The organism is Algoriphagus taiwanensis (assembly GCF_036245645.1).
Taxonomy (GTDB): Bacteria; Bacteroidota; Bacteroidia; order Cytophagales; family Cyclobacteriaceae; genus Algoriphagus; species Algoriphagus taiwanensis.
This window is the reverse complement of record NZ_BTPE01000008.1, coordinates 83,950-104,067: the sequence shown is the minus strand read 5'-3', so window position 1 is coordinate 104,067 and position 20,118 is coordinate 83,950. Positions and strand designations below refer to the sequence as shown.

Below are 20,118 nucleotides of genomic sequence, written 5' to 3'. Positions count from 1 at the left end.
ATGGAATCATCTAATCCTACTGAAAGCACTACCCAAGTCGAGAACCTTCGGGATAAAGTAGTCCAGGCGATCAAGCAAGTCTATGATCCGGAGATCCCGGTGGACGTCTACGAACTCGGCCTGATCTATGAAATCACCGTGTACCCGGTCAATAATGTCTACGTACAGATGACGCTAACCTCTCCAAACTGTCCCTCTGCGGAATATATTCCCACAGAAGTGAAGGATAAAATCCAGCAAATTCAGGGAATCAACAACGTAGAGGTTGAGGTGACATTTGATCCCCCCTACTCTCAAGACATGATGTCTGAGGCTGCCAAACTTGAATTAGGATTTCTTTAAACGATAAAATAAAAAGCAAAACATATGTACCCTGAAGAACTCATTGCCCCCATGCGGGCAGAACTATCCAACGTAGGATTCCAGGAATTCAGAACTGCTGAACAAGTAGCCGAACACTTGGGTCCCAATCATAAAGGCACCACCTTCGTCGTGGTCAATTCAGTATGTGGCTGTGCAGCCGGTGCAGCAAGACCTGGAGTGCGCTATGCTTTAGAAAATGCCGCGAAAAAGCCAAGCAATCTAGCTACTGTATTTGCAGGAAATGACAGAGACGCAGTGGCGAAAGTGAGAGAATTGGTATTGCCTTATCCTCCATCTTCACCAGCTATGGCCCTGTTTAAGGACGGAGAATTGGTGCATTTTATCGAAAGACACCATATCGAAGGAAGAAATGCAAAAATGATCGGAGATCATTTGGTGGAAGTATTTGAGCACTTCTGCGAATAAAAAATAGCCCTTAGGGGCTTTTTTTTTGTGTCAAAAGGAACCTTATGGAATCAATAAGGACCAGCTATGAAAATGACGGGAATCAATTACTTCATTTCCAAACGCTTAACCCAATTCCAGATTCCATCGTAATCCTTTGCATAATTATCCTTCTACTCAAGGAATAAAATCCATAAAAAATCATCGGTTTTATTAACTTAAGGCCGATTTTAAAGTTTTACGCTTAATAAAAATCCAAACTAACGAGATATGTCTGAATCCGCCAAGTTGTCCTACAACGGACAAGATTTTGAGTTTCCGGTAACCATCGGCACTGAAAACGAACCTGCTATTGATATTGCCAAACTTCGTAGTGCCACGGGTCTAATCACCCTTGACCCGGGATACAAAAACACAGGTTCCACCACTAGTGCCATCACTTTTTTGGACGGAGAGCAGGGAATCCTCCGATACAGAGGATACAGAATTGAAGACTTGGCCGAGAAATCCAGCTTCATCGAAGTCGCTTACCTGTTGATCTATGGTGAACTGCCTACTCAGAAGCAATTTGAAAGCTTCACCAAAGAAATCACCTACCACACCCTTGTTCACGAGGATATCAAGAAGATTTTGGATGGTTTCCCTTCCAATGCTCACCCAATGGGCGTCCTTTCTTCCCTGATTTGTTCGCTATCTGCTTTCTACCCAGATTCCCTGAATCCCAACAGAAGCCAAGATGAAGTTAATCTCAGCATCATTCGATTGATTGCCAAAATGCCAACTTTCGCAGCTTGGGCTTACAAAAATAAAATGGGACATCCGGTCAATTATCCGGACAACTCCTTGGACTACTGCTCCAACTTCCTGAAGATGATGTTTGCTCTGCCAGCAGAAAAGTATGAAGTAGACCCAGTAGTTGCCAAGGCTTTGGATTCCCTATTGATCCTCCATGCAGACCATGAGCAAAACTGCTCTACATCGACTGTGAGGATTGTAGGTTCTTCCCAAGCTTCCATCTACGCGTCCATTTCTGCAGGTATCAATGCGCTTTGGGGACCACTTCATGGCGGTGCCAACCAGTCTGTAATCGAAATGCTTGAGGCTATCAAAGCTGACGGTGGAGATGCCAAAAAGTATTTGGACAAAGCCAAAGACAAGAATGATCCTTTCCGATTGATGGGATTTGGTCACAGAGTTTATAAAAACTTTGATCCACGAGCCAAAATCATCAAGAAAGCGGCTGACGATGTATTGGAAAAATTGGGAGTCAATGATCCTATTCTAGATATCGCCAAAGAACTGGAAATGGCAGCTTTGAGTGATCCTTATTTCGTAGAAAGAAAGCTGTATCCAAACGTAGACTTCTACTCTGGAATCATCTACCGTGCCTTGGGTATTCCTACCGATATGTTCACGGTGATGTTTGCTTTGGGACGTCTCCCAGGCTGGATCGCTCAGTGGAAAGAAATGAGAGAAAACGGAGAACCAATCGGTCGTCCAAGACAAGTCTATACCGGTGCTACGGAAAGAGATTATGTTAGCTTGAACAAACGATAAATATTATTTTCGAAAAGCCGGCAATAGCCGGTTTTTTTTGTTTCCCCCCTTTTCTTATTTCAAGAATGATAGCAAATTTGGAAACTCAAAACACACTTCTCAGTTTTCATGAAACCAACTACACTGGATGAGGCCATGGCTCTCACACAAAAATTCACTACCCGACCTAGCAACGAGGAATTACTAAAGCTCTATGGCCTTTACAAGCAGGCTACGGAAGGAGACAATGAGGGAGAAAGACCGGGAGGATTTGACTTCAAAGCTGCAGCCAAATACATGGCTTGGCTGAATTATAAGGGGAAATCCAAGGAAGAAGCGACCCAAGCCTATTTGGAACTTGTAAATGAGCTTTCAGCGAAGTATATGTAATTAAAGGCGGTCCCCCGCCTTTTTTGATTTTTGGGTAATATTTTTTGAAGTTAAGGAATTGACCTTTCACCTCCATTCAAACCTGCTATTGGCACAGCTTGGTTTATCCCTAAATTTGGTATTTCCAAAGCTTTTTTCTTAGCTTGAAAGGGTTGAAATCAATTTTCATGGCGCCCAAAAAAAAATCATTAATCTCCCTATTTCTCAGAGCTTTTTTGATTCTATGGTGGGGATTTGGAATTGAGGGCTTTGGCTACCAAATTCAGAACCCTACAGTCAATTCTACACTTGACAGCCTTTCTTCGATTTTCCCCACAGATACGGCTAAAAAGGACTCCTTATTGATCAAATATTTTCCGGAGGATTCGTCCTTATCCAGGCTTTCACAGGAATCAAAAATCAATTTGATCAATGAAGTCGACCGAGAGCTTCAGGCTTCCTATGAAGCCAATCTGAAGCAATTTGAGAGTCGGAAAAATTATTTATTCCAAACGACTCTGGTAGCCAATTTCCGTACAGAAATCAATACCATCAAACGAATTTTAACAAACTCGCCAAATTTTCGGACTATCAACAGTGAGTTGGAGAAGATTGCGGATTTGATTCCGATGGTTCAAAAAGGAATAACTGATCCTGGCTCAAAACTCATATCCAATCGAAATCTTTCAGTTTCTTATGCTATTTTCTCAGAAATATCTCAGAAAGTCCAGACCTATAAAAAGGAAGTAGAAGACTATTCCAGAGAGCTTCGGCTATCCCACTATCGCGCAGACTCCATGACGGCCATGCCGGAGTTTTACCAGATACCGATTGATACGTTGGAAGCGCTTCAGTTTGCCAAAGAAATCACCGAAATCTCAGTAATCGTTCGGCCTATCAATGACTCTCTAAAGTCACGCAGAGAGCAAATCGATGAGGCGATGACGCTCCTGAATGAATTGACATTTAGTCTCACCTCAATCACAGAATCCTACGATTACGCTCTAAAAAACCTCAATCAGTCCATCCTCAATGAGCAGTTTCCAACCGATCCCCAAGATGAATTTTACAACCGCTCCTTTTGGGAAGTATTAGGCATTTCTTTTCAAAAGGAGAAAGTGGCCTTACTTTATTATTTGGAATTAAACTCAGGAAGACTTTTTTGGATGATTCTCCTATTCTTCTCTAATTATGCTTTCATCAACAGATTAAAATCCAAAACCAAAGATTCACTCGATCATGATCCGATAGACGAAAACAATCTGATCCTAAAGTCTCCGATTTCCGCAGCGATCATATTAACCATCGGAGTGTTTCAGTTTTTCTTTTTCGATCCTCCTTTCATTTTTTATTGGATTCTATGGCTGATCGGAAGTATAGCCTTGACATTTTTGTTTATTGGTTTCCTCCAGAAATTCTGGAAAATCTTTTGGATCTGTACCGTATTTTTCTTTTTGACTGGAGGTCTGGTCAATATGATGTTGATTCCCAGTGTAGAGGAAAAATATTTGATGATTGCAATTTCCTCTATCGCAGTAATATTTCTTGTTTATCTGATTTTCAGCAAAAAGGCGGATCAACTTAAGGAAAGAAAAATCGTCTTTTTTATCTGGCTCCTGGGGATTTTTGAATTTATTTCCATCGTATTGAATCTCTACGGAAAATTTAACCTGGCTAAGTCTTTTATGGTCTCAGGGTATATGGGAATTGTTTTGGGAATTTATCTCCTGTGGACGGTTCGGTTGATCAATCAGGGGCTTAACCTTGCCAAAAAAATATATTCAACCTCTACAAAGGATTTATTCTTTATCAATTTTGACAAAATAGGATCTCGGGCACCGGGAATCTTCTACTTCTTTTTAGGGTTGGGTTGGGTCATTTTGATAGGTAAAAACTTCTATATCTTTTCAAGATTTGTCCGTGAAATCAATCAGTTTTTAACCCAAGAAAGAGTAATTGGATCATACACCTTCTCGATCAATGGCATCTTTATATTCCTTATTATTCTTTTTATATCAGTCCTGATTTCCAGACTTCTTTCCCTTTTCTCAGCCGATCCAGATGCGATTAATTCGGAGGAACAAAGAAAAAGAATCAGTTTTGGATCCTGGCTTTTATTGGTACAGATATTCATTATCTGTTTGGGTCTCTTTTTGGCTTTTGCCGCTTCCGGTATTCCACTGGACAAAATCACCATCATCTTAGGCGCATTATCCGTGGGTATTGGTTTGGGCCTGCAAGGTTTGGTCAACAATCTGGTCAGCGGACTGATCATCGCCTTTGAAAACACAGTGAAGGTTGGAGATTTGATTGAAATTGAAGGCAAACCGGGAATCATGAAATCCATCGGATTTAGAAGCTCGGTGGTCAATATGTTTGAAGGTTCGACTGTCGTCATACCAAACGGGGAGTTGATTAGCCAAAAGCTAATCAATTGGACAACCGGCAAAGGCAGAAAACTTACGCTGATCATCGGGATTTCTTACGAATCCGATTTGGAAAAAGCACTAGCACTTTTGAAAGAAATCATTGCTGAAGATTCCCGCATTCGCCATCTACCTAATCCACGGGTAGTTCCGGTTGAGTTTGCCGATAGCAGCATTGAAATCGAAATTTCAATCTGGCTCAACAATTACTTCGATTTCCCTTTTGTCAAAGGTGATATCGTAAGCAAAACCAATGAGCAGTTTAAATTAAACGGGATAAAAATACCCTTCCCTCAGCGGGATTTGCATTGGATTACCCCACCTAAATCCAATAAAGAAGAAGAGTAATTATGTTTTTCAGGAAAATGTGGAATTCCTTTTTCCAAGAAATCCTGCCAAAATACTACCCAAGATCAGCTGCTGGATATGGTAAAGCATGACCGGCAAAAGAACCAATCCCAATACCGCTGGATCCGGGAAAATAACCTTACCAATGACGACTCCATGTACCAAGGATTTCTTAGAGCCACAAAAAACAGTGGTAATCTGATCTGGGAGTGCGAAGCCAAAAACCTTACTCAAACCGGTCAATACTCCCAAAACCAGCAAAAATATCGCAAGCATGGTCAAAGCTACCTCTACAAGAGTTCCCAAAGCAAATGAGGAGAATATCTTTTGAGAAAAGGATTCTGAAAAAGAAGTAAAAACAATTACCATGATCACAGACTGATCCAGGTACTTCAGATTTTTAATCTTGGATTGGATTTTTGGATACAACCAACCATGGCAAAAAACTCCCAAAGTGACCGGAAGAATCACTTTGAGCGATAGCTCTCCCAACGTGGACCAAAAATCCAACTCCCCCTCCACTCCCCCAGCCAAAACACCCATCCAAGCTGGAGTAAAAATCACCCCCAACAAACTGGATATACTCGCATTAAAGATCGCCGCGGGTAAGTTACCCCCAGCGATTGACACCATCACTACTGAAGCGCTGACAGTGGATGGAAGTACTGACAGATAGGTAATGCCCAGTTTGAATTCCTCTTCAATCCAAGGAATGACCTGCATCAGAGCCCAAACCAAAGCCGGAAAAAGCAAAAATGTAGCAGATTGGATGAGTAAATGGAGTTTCCAATTACTTAGGCCTGCTTTAAGTTGCTCTGGATTTAGCTTGACTCCATAAAAAAAGAAGACCAAAGCAATCCCTACATTGATAATTGGCTTCCAAGGAATAAAAGAATCTTCAGAGCCTACTTCAGGAATCCAAGATGCGAGTGCAATAGCAAAGAAAATCCCCAACAAAAACCCATTGATTCCGACCTTCGATAGCGTTTGGAAAAGCCTGAGCTTCATCAGTTTGAAAGACGTTTGAAATTATCGCAGATAATGGCTGTAGCAATAGCCACGTTAAGAGATTCTGCCTGACCAAAGCCTGGGATGGTCACTTTTTCTGTTACCCATTGGCTGGATTCGGGGGAAATCCCATTGGATTCATTTCCCATCAAAATCACCCCGGGCCTGATTTCCTGAAGAGAATGGATATTTTTCCCATCCAGAAATGCCCCATACACAGGAAGCTTCCATCGGTCGAATACTTTCCCTAAATCCTCGTAAAAAAACTCCACTCTAGTGAAAGAACCCATCGTAGCCTGAATGACCTTTGGGTTATAAAACTCGGCCGTCTGTGGAGAAAAGACCAAGCGTTTGATGCCATACCAGTCGGCAATCCGCACTATGGTTCCCAAATTCCCTGGGTCTCTCACCTCATCCAAAGCCAGAATCCATTCTCCAGCTTCAGGGGAAAAAGCCCGGTTGGATTTCATTTTTACTACCGCAAGGGCAGAATCATTAGATTGAAACTGCCCCAATTGCTCGAGTTGGTTTTGGGTTACCTGTTCAATTATTCCTGAAAAGGTCTTGAGTTGGCTTAGATGCTTTTGTTCAAACGATTCGGTGACAAAGAGCTTTTCTATCAAAAAATCTGAGTTCAACACCTCCAAAACACTCTTTTCCCCCTCCACAAAGAACATCCCGGACTCGGAACGGTATTTTTTTTGATGTAAGGATTTTATAAACTTAACCGTATTTTTGCTCAGCATCCTTTCCGATTATCCCAATTTGAAATCCTCCAAATATATACTTTTTATTGCTCTGCTTGGAATCAGTTTTGGCTGTTCACTGACCCGAAACTTGGAGGATAATCAGTATGTGCTTTACGAAAACGACCTGCAGGGTGTAGAAAAATCAGACCAAGAAGCACTTTACGGACTTTTGGACCAGGAGCCTAATACCCGTTTTCTCGGTACTTCGTTGGGGGTTAACATTTATCGGTTTGGGGAGTCATTTTATGATAGCCTAAAGATTGCTGATGAATTGGGGTCTCTAAAAATAGAGAAAGCTGAAATCGAAAAGTCCAGAGAAAGTAATCCCGATGACAGGAAATTAGAAAAACGGGAAGAAAAGCTAAGCTCTAAAATTGAAGGATTGACCAAAAAACTGGATTATGGCAATGCACTGATGCGAACAGGCAATCCTGTGACCCTTTTGGACAGCAATCTGACAGCAAAATCCTCCAAAAATCTTGAAGCCTATTTGGTCAATCATGGATTTTTTGAAGCGGAAGTGAATTATGAGGTGACGGTGAAAAACCAAAAAGCCACCGTAACCTATCAGATCGCAGAAAAAGAGCCTTACCGAATAGATTCTCTCCAATATCGCCCTTCCAGCGAAAATGTAGAGGCAATCCTAAAAGCCAACCGGGCAAAAACCCACCTAAAAAAAGGGAATATCTACGTGCAGGATGACATCATCCAAGAACGGAACAGGATCGAAGAAGTCCTGAAAAACAACGGGTTTTTCATGTTTTCCAAGTCCTATATCAATTACATTGTCTACAAAGACACGGCAAAGAAAATAGTCAATGTAGAGCGGATTATCCTGGATCCTACTTTTGCCGAAACACATCAGGCCTACACCCTTGATTCCATTACCTTCCGGATCAATGCTCCCAGCAACAGGTTCACAGATCGTAGGATTCAGAGAAGTTTCAGCGGGATTGATTTTTCTTTTTATGAGGACCGATACTCCGAAAAAGTGCTTTCCTCGCGGATTCTTTTGAAAGAAGGCTCAAAATACAACCGTAACGATGCCATAGAAACCCAGCGGCTTTTGAGCAATCTGGATTTGTTTCGGTTTGTCAATATCACCTTTGACACCTTGGGAACCCGACTTCGTGCAGATATCATCACTCAGCCCAACCAAAAGTACCAGCTGACCAATCAGGCTGGTTTAACTATCACCGAACAGCTTCCTGGGCCCTTTTTCAGTACAGCCCTTAGGAATAGAAATTTCTTTCGTGCTGGAGAAATTTTGGAATTCAACTTCCGAGCTGGACTCGAAGGGGTAGCATCTGCAACCGGACAGGGGGTCTATCAAAGCAGTGAAGTCAATGCGGGGTTTGCGGTAATTTTTCCCCGATTTTTAATCCCATTTGCCCCGGGCACGCTTCAGAAATTTGGAAAATACAATCCCAATACCCGAACTCAGTTTGGTTACAACTACACCAATCGGCCGGAATACACCCGGAATTCGATTAATGGAAAGCTTTCCTATAATTGGCAAACTCGTGATGCCCGGCAAATTTTCACCTTTAACCTTGCGGACTTAAGCTACGTTCGCACACCACGTATTCAGGAAGAATTTGCGGATATTTTGGTTCAGCTTCAGGAAGAAGGCAATAACCTGATTTGGTCTTTTCTACCCTCCTTTGTGAGCAGCATTTCTGGACAAACCATCATCAACTTTAACAAGTACGGAAATTTCAATACCAATAAAGCCTCCTTGCTCAAGTTGTTTTTTGAAAGCGGCGGGACTACCATCAACTTTTTTGATACACCAAGCAACGACGAGCCGGGAATTGAGTTTGCTAATTTCCAATGGCTAAAAACCCAAATTGATTTTCGTCGGTATTACCCGGTAAATAAAAAGCAGACTTTTGCCTATCGATTCAATTTTGGTTGGGCAAAGCCTTATGGAGTCAGTGCAGGAATCTTGCCTTATGAAAAATATTTCTTTGCGGGCGGTGGTACCAGTATACGCGCCTGGCAAGCCAGACGATTGGGTCCGGGTAGTTCTGTGCCACAGACCGGTGAAGGAGGAGAATATGACTACACCAACGAACAGCCGGCGGAGATGATTCTGGAGTCCATGCTGGAATATCGCAGGAACCTATTCGGATACTTCGATATGGCTTTGTTTATAGATGCAGGAAATAGCTGGATGATCGGAGTGGATCCGGCAAGACCCGGAGCGGATTTTCGTTTGGATAGATTTTATAAAGAGATCGCCGTAGGGGCTGGAATCGGTCTGAGAATGGATTTCGATTTTTTGGTTATTCGACTAGACTTGGCCACAAAGGCTGTAGACCCTTCCAAACCTGAAGGAGAACGATGGGTATTTGACAATGTCTCCTTCAAAAGCCCCTTTGGGCGCAGAGGACAAACGGTATTTAATTTTGGGATAGGATATCCTTTCTAATCATCATGAGAAAATCAAAAGAAGAAATAGCGGACATCTACCGAAGTATGCAGGATCACATTTGCAGGGAATTGACCGAGGCGGATGGTCAGGGAAGGTTTAAGGAAGATGCCTGGGAAAGGCCTGAAGGTGGAGGAGGAAGAACCCGGATTTTCGAAAATGGTAAAATCATCGAAAAGGGAGGCGTTGCTTTCTCTGCCGTCCATGGCCCCACTCCAGAAAAAATCCTGCAAAAACTTGGGCTGGAAAAGGCTGAATTCTTTGCTACAGGTGTTTCTATAGTGCTTCATCCTTTTAGTCCGAGAGTACCGATTATTCATATGAATATCCGGTATTTCGAGATGGAGAATGGAGTCCATTGGTTTGGAGGAGGGATTGATCTTACTCCCCACTACATCGTCCCGGAGGATGCTAGGTATTTTCATTCTGAGGTAAAAAAAGTCTGCGATGCTTTTGACCCCATGTATTATCCGAAGTTCAAAGCCTGGGCAGACGATTACTTTTTCCTTAAGCACAGAAATGAAACCCGGGGAATTGGTGGGATATTTTATGACCGAATGAGTGCTAAATCAGATAAGGAATTTCAGAGTCTTCTGGATTTCTCTTTATCCATCGGAAGGCTATTCCCTGAGGTTTATGGGTATTTTATGAAAAAAAATCACTCCATTCCCTTCGGAGACCAAGAAAAAGCCTGGCAGAATCTCCGCAGAGGCCGCTATGTTGAGTTCAATCTGGTATGGGATGCCGGGACCAAATTTGGACTGGATACCAATGGACGAACAGAAAGTATTCTCATGAGTATGCCTCCGCATGCCGATTGGCAGTACATGTATCAGCCAAAAGCCGGAAGCCCCGAAGAATATACCCAGAAGAAATTACAAAAAGGAATTGACTGGCTAAACCTTGAAATATGATAGAAACTCTCAAAACCTGGGATGAGGAGCTTTTCCTCTGGCTCAATTCCTTTCATTTTGATTGGTTGGATCCCGTCATGTTCCAACTTACCCAAACGATCACCTGGACACCTCTATTTTTATTTTTGATCTATAAGATTTACAAGGTAAACCCCAAAAACAGTTGGTGGGTATTCGGGGGGATTATGCTCAGTATCCTGATTGCTGATCAGTTTACTTCAGGATTTCTCAAACCTTTGATGGAAAGACTTAGACCTTGCCATGACCCCAGATGGGAAGGCCAGATGCATAATTACGGCCGTTGCGGAGGATTGTATGGATTTGTCTCTTCTCATGCGGCGAATACTTTCGCAGTGGCTACTTTTCTTAATCTGAAATTGGGAAAACAGATAAAACACCTCAAATGGATGTTTCTTTACGCCATCGTGGTAAGTTATACCCGAATTTATCTGGGTGTTCATTATCCATTTGACATAGTCTTGGGAGCCACTATTGGGGTGATAGTCGCCTTTCTCGTTTGGTTTTTTATTGTGTTTGTCAAAAGGGAGCTGGTGAAGAGTGTGTTGAAATAAAAAAACCGGGAGTACCCGGTTTTTTTATTCTGGCTTTACTTTTCCTCTTCCACCTGGACTATTTCATACATGTTTTTTCCGTCCACTTCCACCGGCATATAATAAGTATCCCCGTATTTCACGAAGGTCTGGTCCCCTACTTTGACTTCCTCAGCCCCTTCAGGTAAGTTAGAAACCACTGAACCTGCCGGCGGAGGAACAACAGTATAGGTTCCATCTTTTTGCTCGTAGAAAGTACCTCCGTAGTAATAATTATTCACGGTAGGGCTAACTTCCACTACCTCTGATTCTTTTGGAATTACGGTCACATTTGCACCTTGAGGAGCTTCTACCACCACATATCCATCCGTTTCTTTGACATAAAAAACGCCTTCATCATAGTGATAATCCTGATTATCCACTGATACTACAATCGCCGTCACTGCCAAAGTCGCAACGAAAAAGCCCCATGGATGCCATACAGGCCCCCAATAAAAAGGTACAAAGGGATGATAGTAATAGGGTCTATACCAAGAAAACCCAAAACCACCCCACATATAGGGAGGACGGGGATACGGTCGATAAGGAGGTCGGTAAGCTACATTCCGATTGTTTCTTACCACTGTATTACGGCTATTGTTAATATTGACATTTACATCTCCCCTGCTTTTGTCCACATTGACTCGATTATTTGAGCCTCGGTCACCGGTATTGACATTATTGATTCTGTTGCCGGAATTATCGCCTCCCTTGATGGATCCCACTTTGCTGTCTACTTTGGAATTGTTGGTCACCCGGTTAGAACCACCGTTTAAAGTCCCCCCTCTATTGTTGGAATTAGAAGGCCGGCTAGTGGTGGCAGGTCGGGAGGTAGGCCGGGATGTTGTCGTTGGTCTTGAGGCAGGTCGGGAAGCGGTAGGCCTGGAAGTAGCAGGGCGACTGGCGGCAGGCCTTGCAGCCCCTCCCCGTCCAGCAAAACGCTGAGCATCGACCATATCAGGAAAGCTGAAAAGCATCACCAGACACAGGAAAAAGGTAAGTTTTATGGAATAGGTCTTCATGATTTCCTTAATTTTTTTTGGTCCAAATAATTTGTTTTGAAGAAGGAGGTGGAAGGAATTCAAAGATTGAATTAGGGTAGGTTTGGTTGACCTCCCAATCCCCAAAACTCACTTCTAATTGCCGAGAATAAGGTTCTCCAAAATAGGTGATGACCGCCTTCATCGGTTTGATCTCCAAGTCCTGACTCACCCAGAGTTGAAAAGTCATTTCTGAATTGGTTCCGCCGATATGGAAAGCTTTATTTCCATCCAGCTCCGCCTGCCCCAAATACTCCAAATAATCCATGGAATCGATCATGTTTTGGGAAAAGTTGGGATAGAGAAAATCTGCCACCACCAGCTCCACTCCAAAATCAGTATACAGCCATTCCAACATATCCAATGTTTTATCTGGAGCATCAGCTGCAGCATAAAAATTACCATCCAAAGAATAATAGACTATCTGGCTTCCATTGTAGAAATAGAAATGGTCTTTCCCATGTTTATGGATTTTACCAGCCAGTTTATTAGGACCTTGTAGCACAAATTCCCCCGTTTTAAACTCCTTGATGAAGAAGTTGTCCGAAAAAGCTACGTCTTCGGCGGTTTGGGTGGTGAACTTCAGAGAATTCAATTCCCCAAAGTATTCACCTACTTTGTCCATAATGGCCAAAGCAGTAGAATCATGATATCCCTCTTGGGCTTTTACCCCAAAAGAAATAAGGATTCCAAAAATTACTAGAAGCTGTTTTTTCATGTGCGGATTGTTTGTATAAAAATCGTTATTCGCTTTCCGAACCTATAAACATGTCCGATTTAGCTGGTTTCAATTTACCAAATGTTGACAAAAACCAAGACCCTATCCCGAATATCATTATCCATCAAGCAATCCATTTAGGACAATTCCCTATCCAACTCCTCAAGGGATTTCCCTTTGGTCTCAGGCAATACCTTCCACAATATCAAAAAACCCATCGCACATATTGCCCCATATAGCCAGAAATTATTCGCCCAACCGAGGTTTTCCTTGATCGCAGGGAAAAAATACGTCAGGGTAAAATTCCCAATCCAATGGGCCAAAGCACCAATGGAAATCGCTGCCCCTCTGACCCTGGTCGGGAAAATCTCCGAAAGCAATACCCAAAGCAATGGTGCCAGAGAAATGGAATAAAACATCACATTGGCCAAGACCAACACCACGACCATTCCTCCACCCAAATCCGCATAAAAGGAATAACCGATACCAGCATAAAGCAGGGTCATGGCGGCCAGACAGGTCAAAAGAATAGTTTTTCTACCATACTTATCTACGGTAGCCAAAGTCACAAATACCGAAGCCACCATCACCCCTCCGATCACCACGATATTGAGCATCATCTGCTTCAGGGTAAAGCCAGCCGCCTGAAAAATATCCGCCGCATAGTAGATCACCACATTGATCCCGCTCCACTGCTGGAGAAAGGCCAGAAAAATCCCCAAAGCCAACAGACGCAATATCTTGGGCAGCAAAAGCGCCCCCAGATTAATTTGGCTTTCATCTCCCTTTCGTAGCGTGGACTGGGTCTCCCGGATCGAATCCTCGGCGTAGTCAGTTCCTCCCAGTTTTACCAACACCCTTCTTGCTTCCTCGATTTGTCCATTTTTGATCAGCCATCGGGTACTCTCTGGGACAAAAAACATCAGAATGAAAAACAAAGCAGCGGGAATCACTTCTGCTCCAAACATCCATCGCCAGCCTTCCTGCCCACTCCAGCTCGCCGCGATCTGATCAAAAGAAGCTCCCTCTACCAACCCGTTATCTAAAAGGGAAATCTGCCAATTGACTACTTGGGCGAGGAGCACCCCAAACATGATCAAAAGCTGATTGATGGTCACCATTCGGCCACGCTTCTCCGCAGGAGACATTTCCGAGATATAAAGCGGAGAAAGATTGAGTGCTATTCCCATAGCCACTCCACCCAAAATCCGGTACAGGTTAAACCCAAAGAAACTCACAGCCAGGGCAGTTCCGACGGCAGAAAGGGAAAAAAGAAAACCGGCTGCGATCAATAATCTCTTTCTACCCAATCGGTCGCTGAGAAATATACATCCCGCTGCCCCAATCATACAGCCTACCAAAGCCGAACTCGTGCCCCAGCCTTGATCGGCTACGCTGGTAATGTTGAAATAGGGTTCATAAAAAGGTTTGGCACCTCCGATCACCACCCAATCGTACCCAAACAAAAAGCCGCCGAGGGCAGCAGTCAAAGTTATCAACCAAAGGTAGGTCGGACGATAAGTTGAGGTTTGGTTCATGCGATTACAAGAAATAGAAAGTCAAAAAATAAGCGAAATTCTGAGCAATCCAATCCTGCCTTTATCCTTAGGAGTTTTTGAAGAAATGTAATTTATATCAAATCAATTATACGAAGATCAGGTAAAATATCATGAATTAGAAGGGTAATTATCGCACTTGGCACTCGGATTTACTGCTCGGTCATTGGGAAAAGAATTAAAAAAATATTTTAAGAATCGAAGTATAACCCTTAATTTCTAGGCAAGTTTTGTCAATATCAGCGAAATAATGACAGGTAAAACGCTTGGATTACCGCTCATCAGTTGGTCTGGACTATTAAAATTGTCAGTTTTAGTTTCTGAATATCTTCTTTAATCAATTTCTAGTACAACAGTAATAACCCTTCCTATGAAAAAACCGATTTTTCTATTAACCCTTTTTTCTCTGGCGGTCCTGACTCTGCAGGCTCAAGAGAAAAAACCCAACATTCTGGTCATCTGGGGAGATGACATAGGCACTTGGAACATCAGCCACAACAATCGGGGCATGATGGGCTATATGACTCCGAATATCGATCGTATCGCAAAAGAAGGAGCCGGATTTACCGATTATTATGGTCAGCAGTCTTGTACTGCCGGAAGAGCCGCCTTTTTGGGAGGAAATGTTCCTGTCAGAACGGGCATGACCAAGGTAGGTATGCCTGGTGCTTTGGAAGGATGGCAAAAGTCTGATGTGACCATTGCCACTGTTATGAAAAGCTTGGGATATGCTACCGGACAATTTGGTAAAAACCACCAAGGAGACCGGGACGAGCACTTGCCTACCATGCATGGTTTCGATGAATTCTTCGGTAACCTATACCACCTCAATGCAGAGGAGGAACCTGAAAACGAAGATTATCCTACAGGTTTAATTTTGGCAGACGGTACCAAATTCGAAGACAGGTACGGTCCAAGAGGTGTCATCCACAGCTGGGCTGATGGCAAAGGAGGACAAAAAATCGAAGATACCGGTGCTTTGACTAAAAAGCGTATGGAAACTATCGACGAAGAAACCCTCGCTGCTGCCAAAGAACACATCAAAAAACAAGTAGCGGATGGCAAGCCTTTCTTTACTTGGTGGAATGCCACCCGTATGCACTTCCGAACTCACGTGAAGGAAGAAAACCGGGGAATTTCCGGTCAGGATGAATACAGTGACGGGATGGTAGAGCATGACCGTATGGTAGGTGAATTACTGGATCTTTTGGACGAATTGGGGATCGCAGACAATACTATCGTATTTTACTCCACTGACAACGGTCCTCACTACAATACTTGGCCGGATGCAGGCACTACTCCATTCCATGGAGAGAAAAACTCCAGCTGGGAAGGTGCATTCCGTGTTCCGGCATTTGTAAGATGGCCCGGTAAGATCCCTGCGGGTGTAACTTACAACGGCATCGTATCTCATGAGGACTGGCTTCCGACTTTTGCAGCCGTGGGTGGTGATCCAGATATCAAATCAAAAATCATGAAGGGAGTTACACTCAACGGTAGATCCTATAAAAACTACATCGATGGGGTCAATCAATTGGATTACCTTACCGGGAAAGTAAAGGAATCTCCTCGAAAAGGGTTTATCTATGTAAACGATGCAGGTTCTATAGCTGCACTCAGATATTCAGATTGGAAAGCCATGTTTTTGGAAAACAGAGCTGACCAACTTCAGATTTGGCTGGAACCTTTTGTGGAATTGAGAGCCCCATACCTGATTAACCTCAGAAGAGACCCGTTTGAAAAAGCGCTCTATGGCTCCAATACCTACTACGACTGGTATATTGATCGGGCTTATATCTTGGTGTCTATTCAGGGCTATGCATTCAACTTCCTGTCTACCTTCAAAGACTATCCTCCTAGCCAAACTGCCGGAGATTGGAGTCTTGGTAAGGTGGAAAAACAAATTGAAAACATGGTCAAAGGCCAAAATCAATAAAAACCCACAGAGCCATGGCAATTTTCCCATGGCTCTTTTTTTTACTCAGCTATGAAAAAGATTTCGCTTACAGCCCTTATCATTTCCTTCCTTTTCCTAACTCTTCACTCCTGTCAAACCTCGGTAAATACGGAATACACCGAAGAGGTCATCAGCCAAAAAATATATTTAGAATCATGGAATGAAGGCAGTTCTAAGTCTGCAATTGAAGACTTTGTAAGGAAAACCACCACAGAAAACAGTCCTGACTTTATCCCGGAAAAAGACAGAATTGCTGTTTTTGACAATGACGGTAATCTATGGGGCGAACAGCCTTTTTATTTCCAACTGGCTTATGCTTTGGACTATGTAAAAAAAGAGGCTCCAAATCATCCCGATTGGGCAAAAGACCCCACACTCAAAGCAGCCATGGATGGGGATGTAATGGCAGTAATGGCCGGTGGTGAAAAAGCATTGATAGATATCGTCATGAAATCCCATGCTGGAATGACTGAGGATCAGTTTTCTGCTGCAGTAAAAGACTGGCTCAGTACATCCAAGCATCCGGACACAGGCAGGCCCTACAACCGGATGATCTACCAACCCATGCTGGAGCTTTTGGAATACCTCAGAGCCCATGGATACAAAACATTCATTGTCTCAGGCGGAGGAATCGATTTTCTTCGAGTTTGGGCTGAGGAAGCTTATGGAATCCCCCCCTACCAAGTAGTGGGATCATCGATCAAAGCAAAGTATGAGGAAGTAGACGGGAAATTTCAAGTGGTGAAAATTCCGGAATTAAACTTTATCGATGACAAAGCCGGAAAGCCTGTAGGAATCCATCAGCATTTGGGAGTAAAACCGGTAATTGCAAGTGGAAATTCGGACGGGGACTTTCAGATGCTGGAATACACTACCAATCAACCAGGCGCCAGACTTGGTATTATTCTTCACCATACGGATTCTGTGAGAGAATATGCTTACGACAGCCTTTCTCATATCGGCAATCTCAAAAGAGGCCTTTTGGAAGGGCCTGAAAAAGGTTGGATCATAGTCGACATGGCTAAAGACTGGTCCATTATTTATCCAAATTGAGATGAAGTATGTCTTGATTTTTATACTGGGCTTTTTGGTCTCTTCATCTGCTTTTGCCCAAGATAAGGAAGAAGAAAAGGAAGAATTCGCTCCCCAAATCCGGGTGGCTTTAATCACTGCCAATTCTCATGTACCGAAAGCTTTTGAAGGGGATAAAAAAGTAGCCATCATCCCCGCTTGGGGGTTTGATGTGGATTACTATTTCCACTCTCGCTGGTCAGTGGCTTTGCAAGCTGACCTCAAGCTGCAAAGCTTTGAGGTGGAAGATGAAGGGGCATTTTTGGAAAGAAACTATCCATTTTCTTTGGCACCTGTGGTCCATTATCATTTAAAAAGGCATTGGTCATTCTATGCAGGTCCAGGTTGGGAATTCGAGAAAAATGAAAACCTTTACTTTTGGAAAATCGGCTCAGAATACAGCTTTGAGATGAGTGAGACTTTTGAAATTGCCCTCAGTATAGCCTACGAGAACAAGCAGGAAATCTATGATTCTTGGACTTTTGGAATAGCTTTCAATAAGCGGATTTGGAAAAAAGAATAATTCAAGCTCCTCACCCAATGAAATATTTCCATTTCTTCCTACCCCTCTGTATGTTTTGCGGGATCTTATTGATACCCAACCTATCAAGGGCCCAAGGAGCTCAAAAAATTTTCAACCCTTTCTACGAGGATTATTTTGATAGCCTTAGGCAGATGGATTATCCCTATACTTTTCCGGTTTTGGGTAAAAAAGCCTCCAAAGCTGGGTATGATCTTCCCTATGCTTGGGGAGTAAGCGGAATCTTTTTTACCCAAAGGCAGGAAATTACGATTGATCGTACCCTGGTAGGCATCAATGAAAGCCCATTGGTAGATGTCAGTCAGTTTATCCGATTCGGACCAACTATCGCCACCACCAATGCCTATACCATCAGACCAGATCTTTGGGTCTTGCCTTTCCTGAATGTGTATGGAATCTTCGGAGGGGGTACTACTCAAACTGAGGTTTTGCTGGTGGCACCTGCAGAATTTGAAACTGTCCAAAAATTTTCTGTATCCAGTTTTGGTTTTGGAGGTACCCTTACTGGGGCATTTGGTCCAATTTGGGTAGCATGGGACAATAACTTCAACTTTGCCGACGTCGAAGTTATCGTAGAACCAGTCCCTGCTTTCAATTCAAGCTTGCGACTAGGCCATACAGTCCCCTCCCTTTCCAATCCTCAAAGAAATCTTTCCATATGGGTAGGTGCATTTTATCAAAGCATCCAAAATGATACAGAAGGCTCCCTGTCCTTGGAAGAGATTTTCCCTCAGTTTGGGGATGGATTAGTCATCGATCGTCTCAATGAATGGGCCGAAACTCTTCCTCCTGCACAGAAAGTCGTGGTCAAACAGATCATCGCCAAATTGGAAGACATTGGAAACGGGATTGATCCAGGAGATACAAGAATCAATTACAAATTGGATAAGCGAGTGACCGCGCCATTCAATATGATCTTGGGAGCTCAATATCAGTTTAATAAAAACTGGATGCTCAGGACTGAAATGGGGGTCTTTGGTAGAAGAAGTCAATTTTTGCTTAATCTAAACTGGAGATTTCCAGGCTTTAAATGAACCCAATAAATCCTGATCCAATGAAAACTAGAAATAAAAACCTGATCTTGATTGGTCTTCTGTGGGTTTGTATGTGCCTTTCTCACTCTGCAAAAAGTCAGGTGCTCATCAGTTTGATTTTTGGCGATAAAATTAACAGCGAAAAGAACCTTTTTGGGATTCATTTCAATGAAAGCCTAAATTCGATATCTAATTTCGAAGGCACAAAAGCAATTCCCACTTTCAATTTGGGGCTTTTTTTCACCCATAAACTCAATGAACAGTGGATGATTAATGTTGAAGCACTGCCTAAGTATAGGAAAGGAGCCAAAGATTTGGCGTTTTATTCTTTAGAAGATCCAAATCTCGACCAAATCTTCAGCATGGCAGAAATCAATCGGCAAATCAATTATCTTGGTTTACCTATCTCAGCGAGATATTTACTCAAAGATCGATGGTTTGTAGAAACGGGACCACAGATCAATTTTAGATTAGGAGCCACGGATATCTTCACGAAGACTTCTAATGAAGATGAGGTGATTTACAAAAAAGATATCCGAGAAGAAGTGGCCCGATGGGATTTTGGATATGTGGCGGGTATTGGCTTTCTCTTAGGCAAAAATCAGGAAAACACTTTGGGGATCAGGTACCACGGTGGCCTAACAGATGTACTCCCTGACTACCCTGGCACCAATTCACATGCGCAATGGGCAATCTACACCAACCTTCCAATAGGCCGGGGAAAAGTGAAAGACCATTGACCGCAAAAAAGGGGGCCTACCGATAAAAACTTAGAAGGTTTGATTTGCCAAGTTTTTGGAAAGTAGTTTTTGATTTATTATAGAGGATTCCTTAGGGGAAAAATTAGGAATCAGGATTCCCTAAGATTGATATCCGCAATGCACCATCCTTGGACCTGTTCCGTAAATCCAATTGGATTGAAAAAACTATCGCAATGCAAAGGAAGTAATTAATGGATAAATCACTGGTAATCTATCTATTAAGGGCTTAGGGCTACCTTTTTTAAAAAAACATAAATCTTTTCTTTTTTGGAGTTCAGTGAAATTCTTAATTAATTTC

General features: G+C 42.8%; 18 protein-coding genes. 13 read left to right on the top strand and 5 right to left on the bottom strand.

Annotated elements, in window-relative coordinates:
• The 5 genes from AAA938_RS12440 to AAA938_RS12420 all read left to right on the top strand — a co-directional run bounded on the left by AAA938_RS12440 (position 1) and on the right by AAA938_RS12420 (position 5,447).
• A complete protein-coding gene (locus AAA938_RS12440; protein ID WP_420915742.1) occupies positions 1 to 342 on the top strand; it encodes a DUF59 domain-containing protein in 342 nt (113 codons plus the stop codon).
• Positions 343 to 366: 24 nt separating this feature from the next.
• Positions 367 to 789 carry a BrxA/BrxB family bacilliredoxin gene (locus tag AAA938_RS12435; protein ID WP_338229058.1) on the top strand — a complete coding sequence of 141 codons (423 nt, stop codon included), beginning with the start codon at positions 367 to 369 and terminating at the stop codon, positions 787 to 789.
• A 249-nt stretch (positions 790 to 1,038) separates the two neighbouring features.
• A complete protein-coding gene (locus AAA938_RS12430; protein ID WP_338221496.1) occupies positions 1,039 to 2,325 on the top strand; it encodes a citrate synthase in 1,287 nt (428 codons plus the stop codon).
• A gap of 108 nt (positions 2,326 to 2,433) precedes the next feature.
• The gene (locus AAA938_RS12425) at positions 2,434 to 2,694 is read left to right on the top strand and encodes an acyl-CoA-binding protein (protein ID WP_338229057.1); all 261 of its coding nucleotides are present in this window, start codon (positions 2,434 to 2,436) and stop codon (positions 2,692 to 2,694) included.
• 167 nt (positions 2,695 to 2,861) lie between these two features.
• The gene (locus AAA938_RS12420) at positions 2,862 to 5,447 is read left to right on the top strand and encodes a mechanosensitive ion channel family protein (protein ID WP_338229056.1); all 2,586 of its coding nucleotides are present in this window, start codon (positions 2,862 to 2,864) and stop codon (positions 5,445 to 5,447) included.
• 9 nt (positions 5,448 to 5,456) lie between these two features.
• Here AAA938_RS12420 and AAA938_RS12415 read toward each other — a convergent pair whose 3' ends face one another.
• Together AAA938_RS12415 and AAA938_RS12410 are read right to left on the bottom strand one after the other, a co-directional pair.
• The gene (locus AAA938_RS12415) at positions 5,457 to 6,455 is read right to left on the bottom strand and encodes a bile acid:sodium symporter family protein (protein WP_338229055.1); all 999 of its coding nucleotides are present in this window, start codon (positions 6,453 to 6,455) and stop codon (positions 5,457 to 5,459) included.
• Positions 6,455 to 7,201 (bottom strand): TrmH family RNA methyltransferase, encoded by a 747-nt coding sequence (locus tag AAA938_RS12410; protein WP_338229054.1) that lies wholly within the window; start codon positions 7,199 to 7,201, stop codon positions 6,455 to 6,457. The genes AAA938_RS12415 and AAA938_RS12410 overlap by 1 nt, the downstream gene beginning before the upstream one ends.
• Here AAA938_RS12410 and tamL point away from each other — a divergent pair.
• From tamL to AAA938_RS12395, 3 genes are read left to right on the top strand one after another with little or no spacing between them, the layout of a single operon-like run.
• A complete protein-coding gene (gene tamL, locus AAA938_RS12405; protein WP_338229053.1) occupies positions 7,191 to 9,638 on the top strand; it encodes a translocation and assembly module lipoprotein TamL in 2,448 nt (815 codons plus the stop codon). The two genes, AAA938_RS12410 and tamL, sit on opposite strands and share 11 nt — an antisense overlap.
• A 5-nt stretch (positions 9,639 to 9,643) precedes the next feature.
• Entirely contained in the window at positions 9,644 to 10,552 is a 909-nt protein-coding gene (gene hemF, locus AAA938_RS12400; protein WP_338229052.1) for an oxygen-dependent coproporphyrinogen oxidase, read from the top strand.
• Positions 10,549 to 11,124: a phosphatase PAP2 family protein gene (locus tag AAA938_RS12395; protein WP_338229051.1), complete on the top strand. Its 576-nt coding sequence runs from the start codon at positions 10,549 to 10,551 to the stop codon at positions 11,122 to 11,124. Before hemF ends, AAA938_RS12395 begins: the two co-directional genes overlap by 4 nt.
• A 35-nt stretch (positions 11,125 to 11,159) precedes the next feature.
• Here AAA938_RS12395 and AAA938_RS12390 read toward each other — a convergent pair whose 3' ends face one another.
• The 3 genes from AAA938_RS12390 to AAA938_RS12380 all read right to left on the bottom strand — a co-directional run bounded on the left by AAA938_RS12390 (position 11,160) and on the right by AAA938_RS12380 (position 14,438).
• Positions 11,160 to 12,164 carry a DUF6515 family protein gene (locus tag AAA938_RS12390; protein ID WP_338229050.1) on the bottom strand — a complete coding sequence of 335 codons (1,005 nt, stop codon included), beginning with the start codon at positions 12,162 to 12,164 and terminating at the stop codon, positions 11,160 to 11,162.
• 7 nt (positions 12,165 to 12,171) lie between these two features.
• Positions 12,172 to 12,900, bottom strand: a complete 729-nt coding sequence (locus tag AAA938_RS12385) for a DUF2092 domain-containing protein (RefSeq protein WP_338229049.1) — start codon at positions 12,898 to 12,900, stop codon at positions 12,172 to 12,174.
• 137 nt (positions 12,901 to 13,037) lie between these two features.
• Positions 13,038 to 14,438, bottom strand: coding sequence for a sugar porter family MFS transporter (locus AAA938_RS12380; RefSeq protein ID WP_338229048.1), 1,401 nt, complete (start codon positions 14,436 to 14,438; stop codon positions 13,038 to 13,040).
• Positions 14,439 to 14,826: 388 nt separating this feature from the next.
• Between AAA938_RS12380 and AAA938_RS12375 the strand changes: the two genes are divergently transcribed.
• The 5 genes from AAA938_RS12375 (at position 14,827) to AAA938_RS12355 (ending at position 19,799) form a co-directional block, all read left to right on the top strand.
• Positions 14,827 to 16,392: an arylsulfatase gene (locus AAA938_RS12375; RefSeq protein ID WP_338229047.1), complete on the top strand. Its 1,566-nt coding sequence runs from the start codon at positions 14,827 to 14,829 to the stop codon at positions 16,390 to 16,392.
• A 51-nt stretch (positions 16,393 to 16,443) separates the two neighbouring features.
• Positions 16,444 to 17,466 (top strand): HAD family hydrolase, encoded by a 1,023-nt coding sequence (locus AAA938_RS12370; protein WP_338229046.1) that lies wholly within the window; start codon positions 16,444 to 16,446, stop codon positions 17,464 to 17,466.
• Position 17,467: 1 nt separating this feature from the next.
• Positions 17,468 to 18,007, top strand: a complete 540-nt coding sequence (locus tag AAA938_RS12365) for a hypothetical protein (RefSeq protein ID WP_338229045.1) — start codon at positions 17,468 to 17,470, stop codon at positions 18,005 to 18,007.
• 152 nt (positions 18,008 to 18,159) lie between these two features.
• Complete coding sequence (locus tag AAA938_RS12360; protein ID WP_338229044.1) at positions 18,160 to 19,059, top strand: hypothetical protein; 900 nt, start codon at positions 18,160 to 18,162, stop codon at positions 19,057 to 19,059.
• Between the two features lie 20 nt (positions 19,060 to 19,079).
• A complete protein-coding gene (locus AAA938_RS12355) occupies positions 19,080 to 19,799 on the top strand; it encodes a porin family protein (protein ID WP_338229043.1) in 720 nt (239 codons plus the stop codon).
• Positions 19,800 to 20,118: the final 319 nt, after the last annotated feature.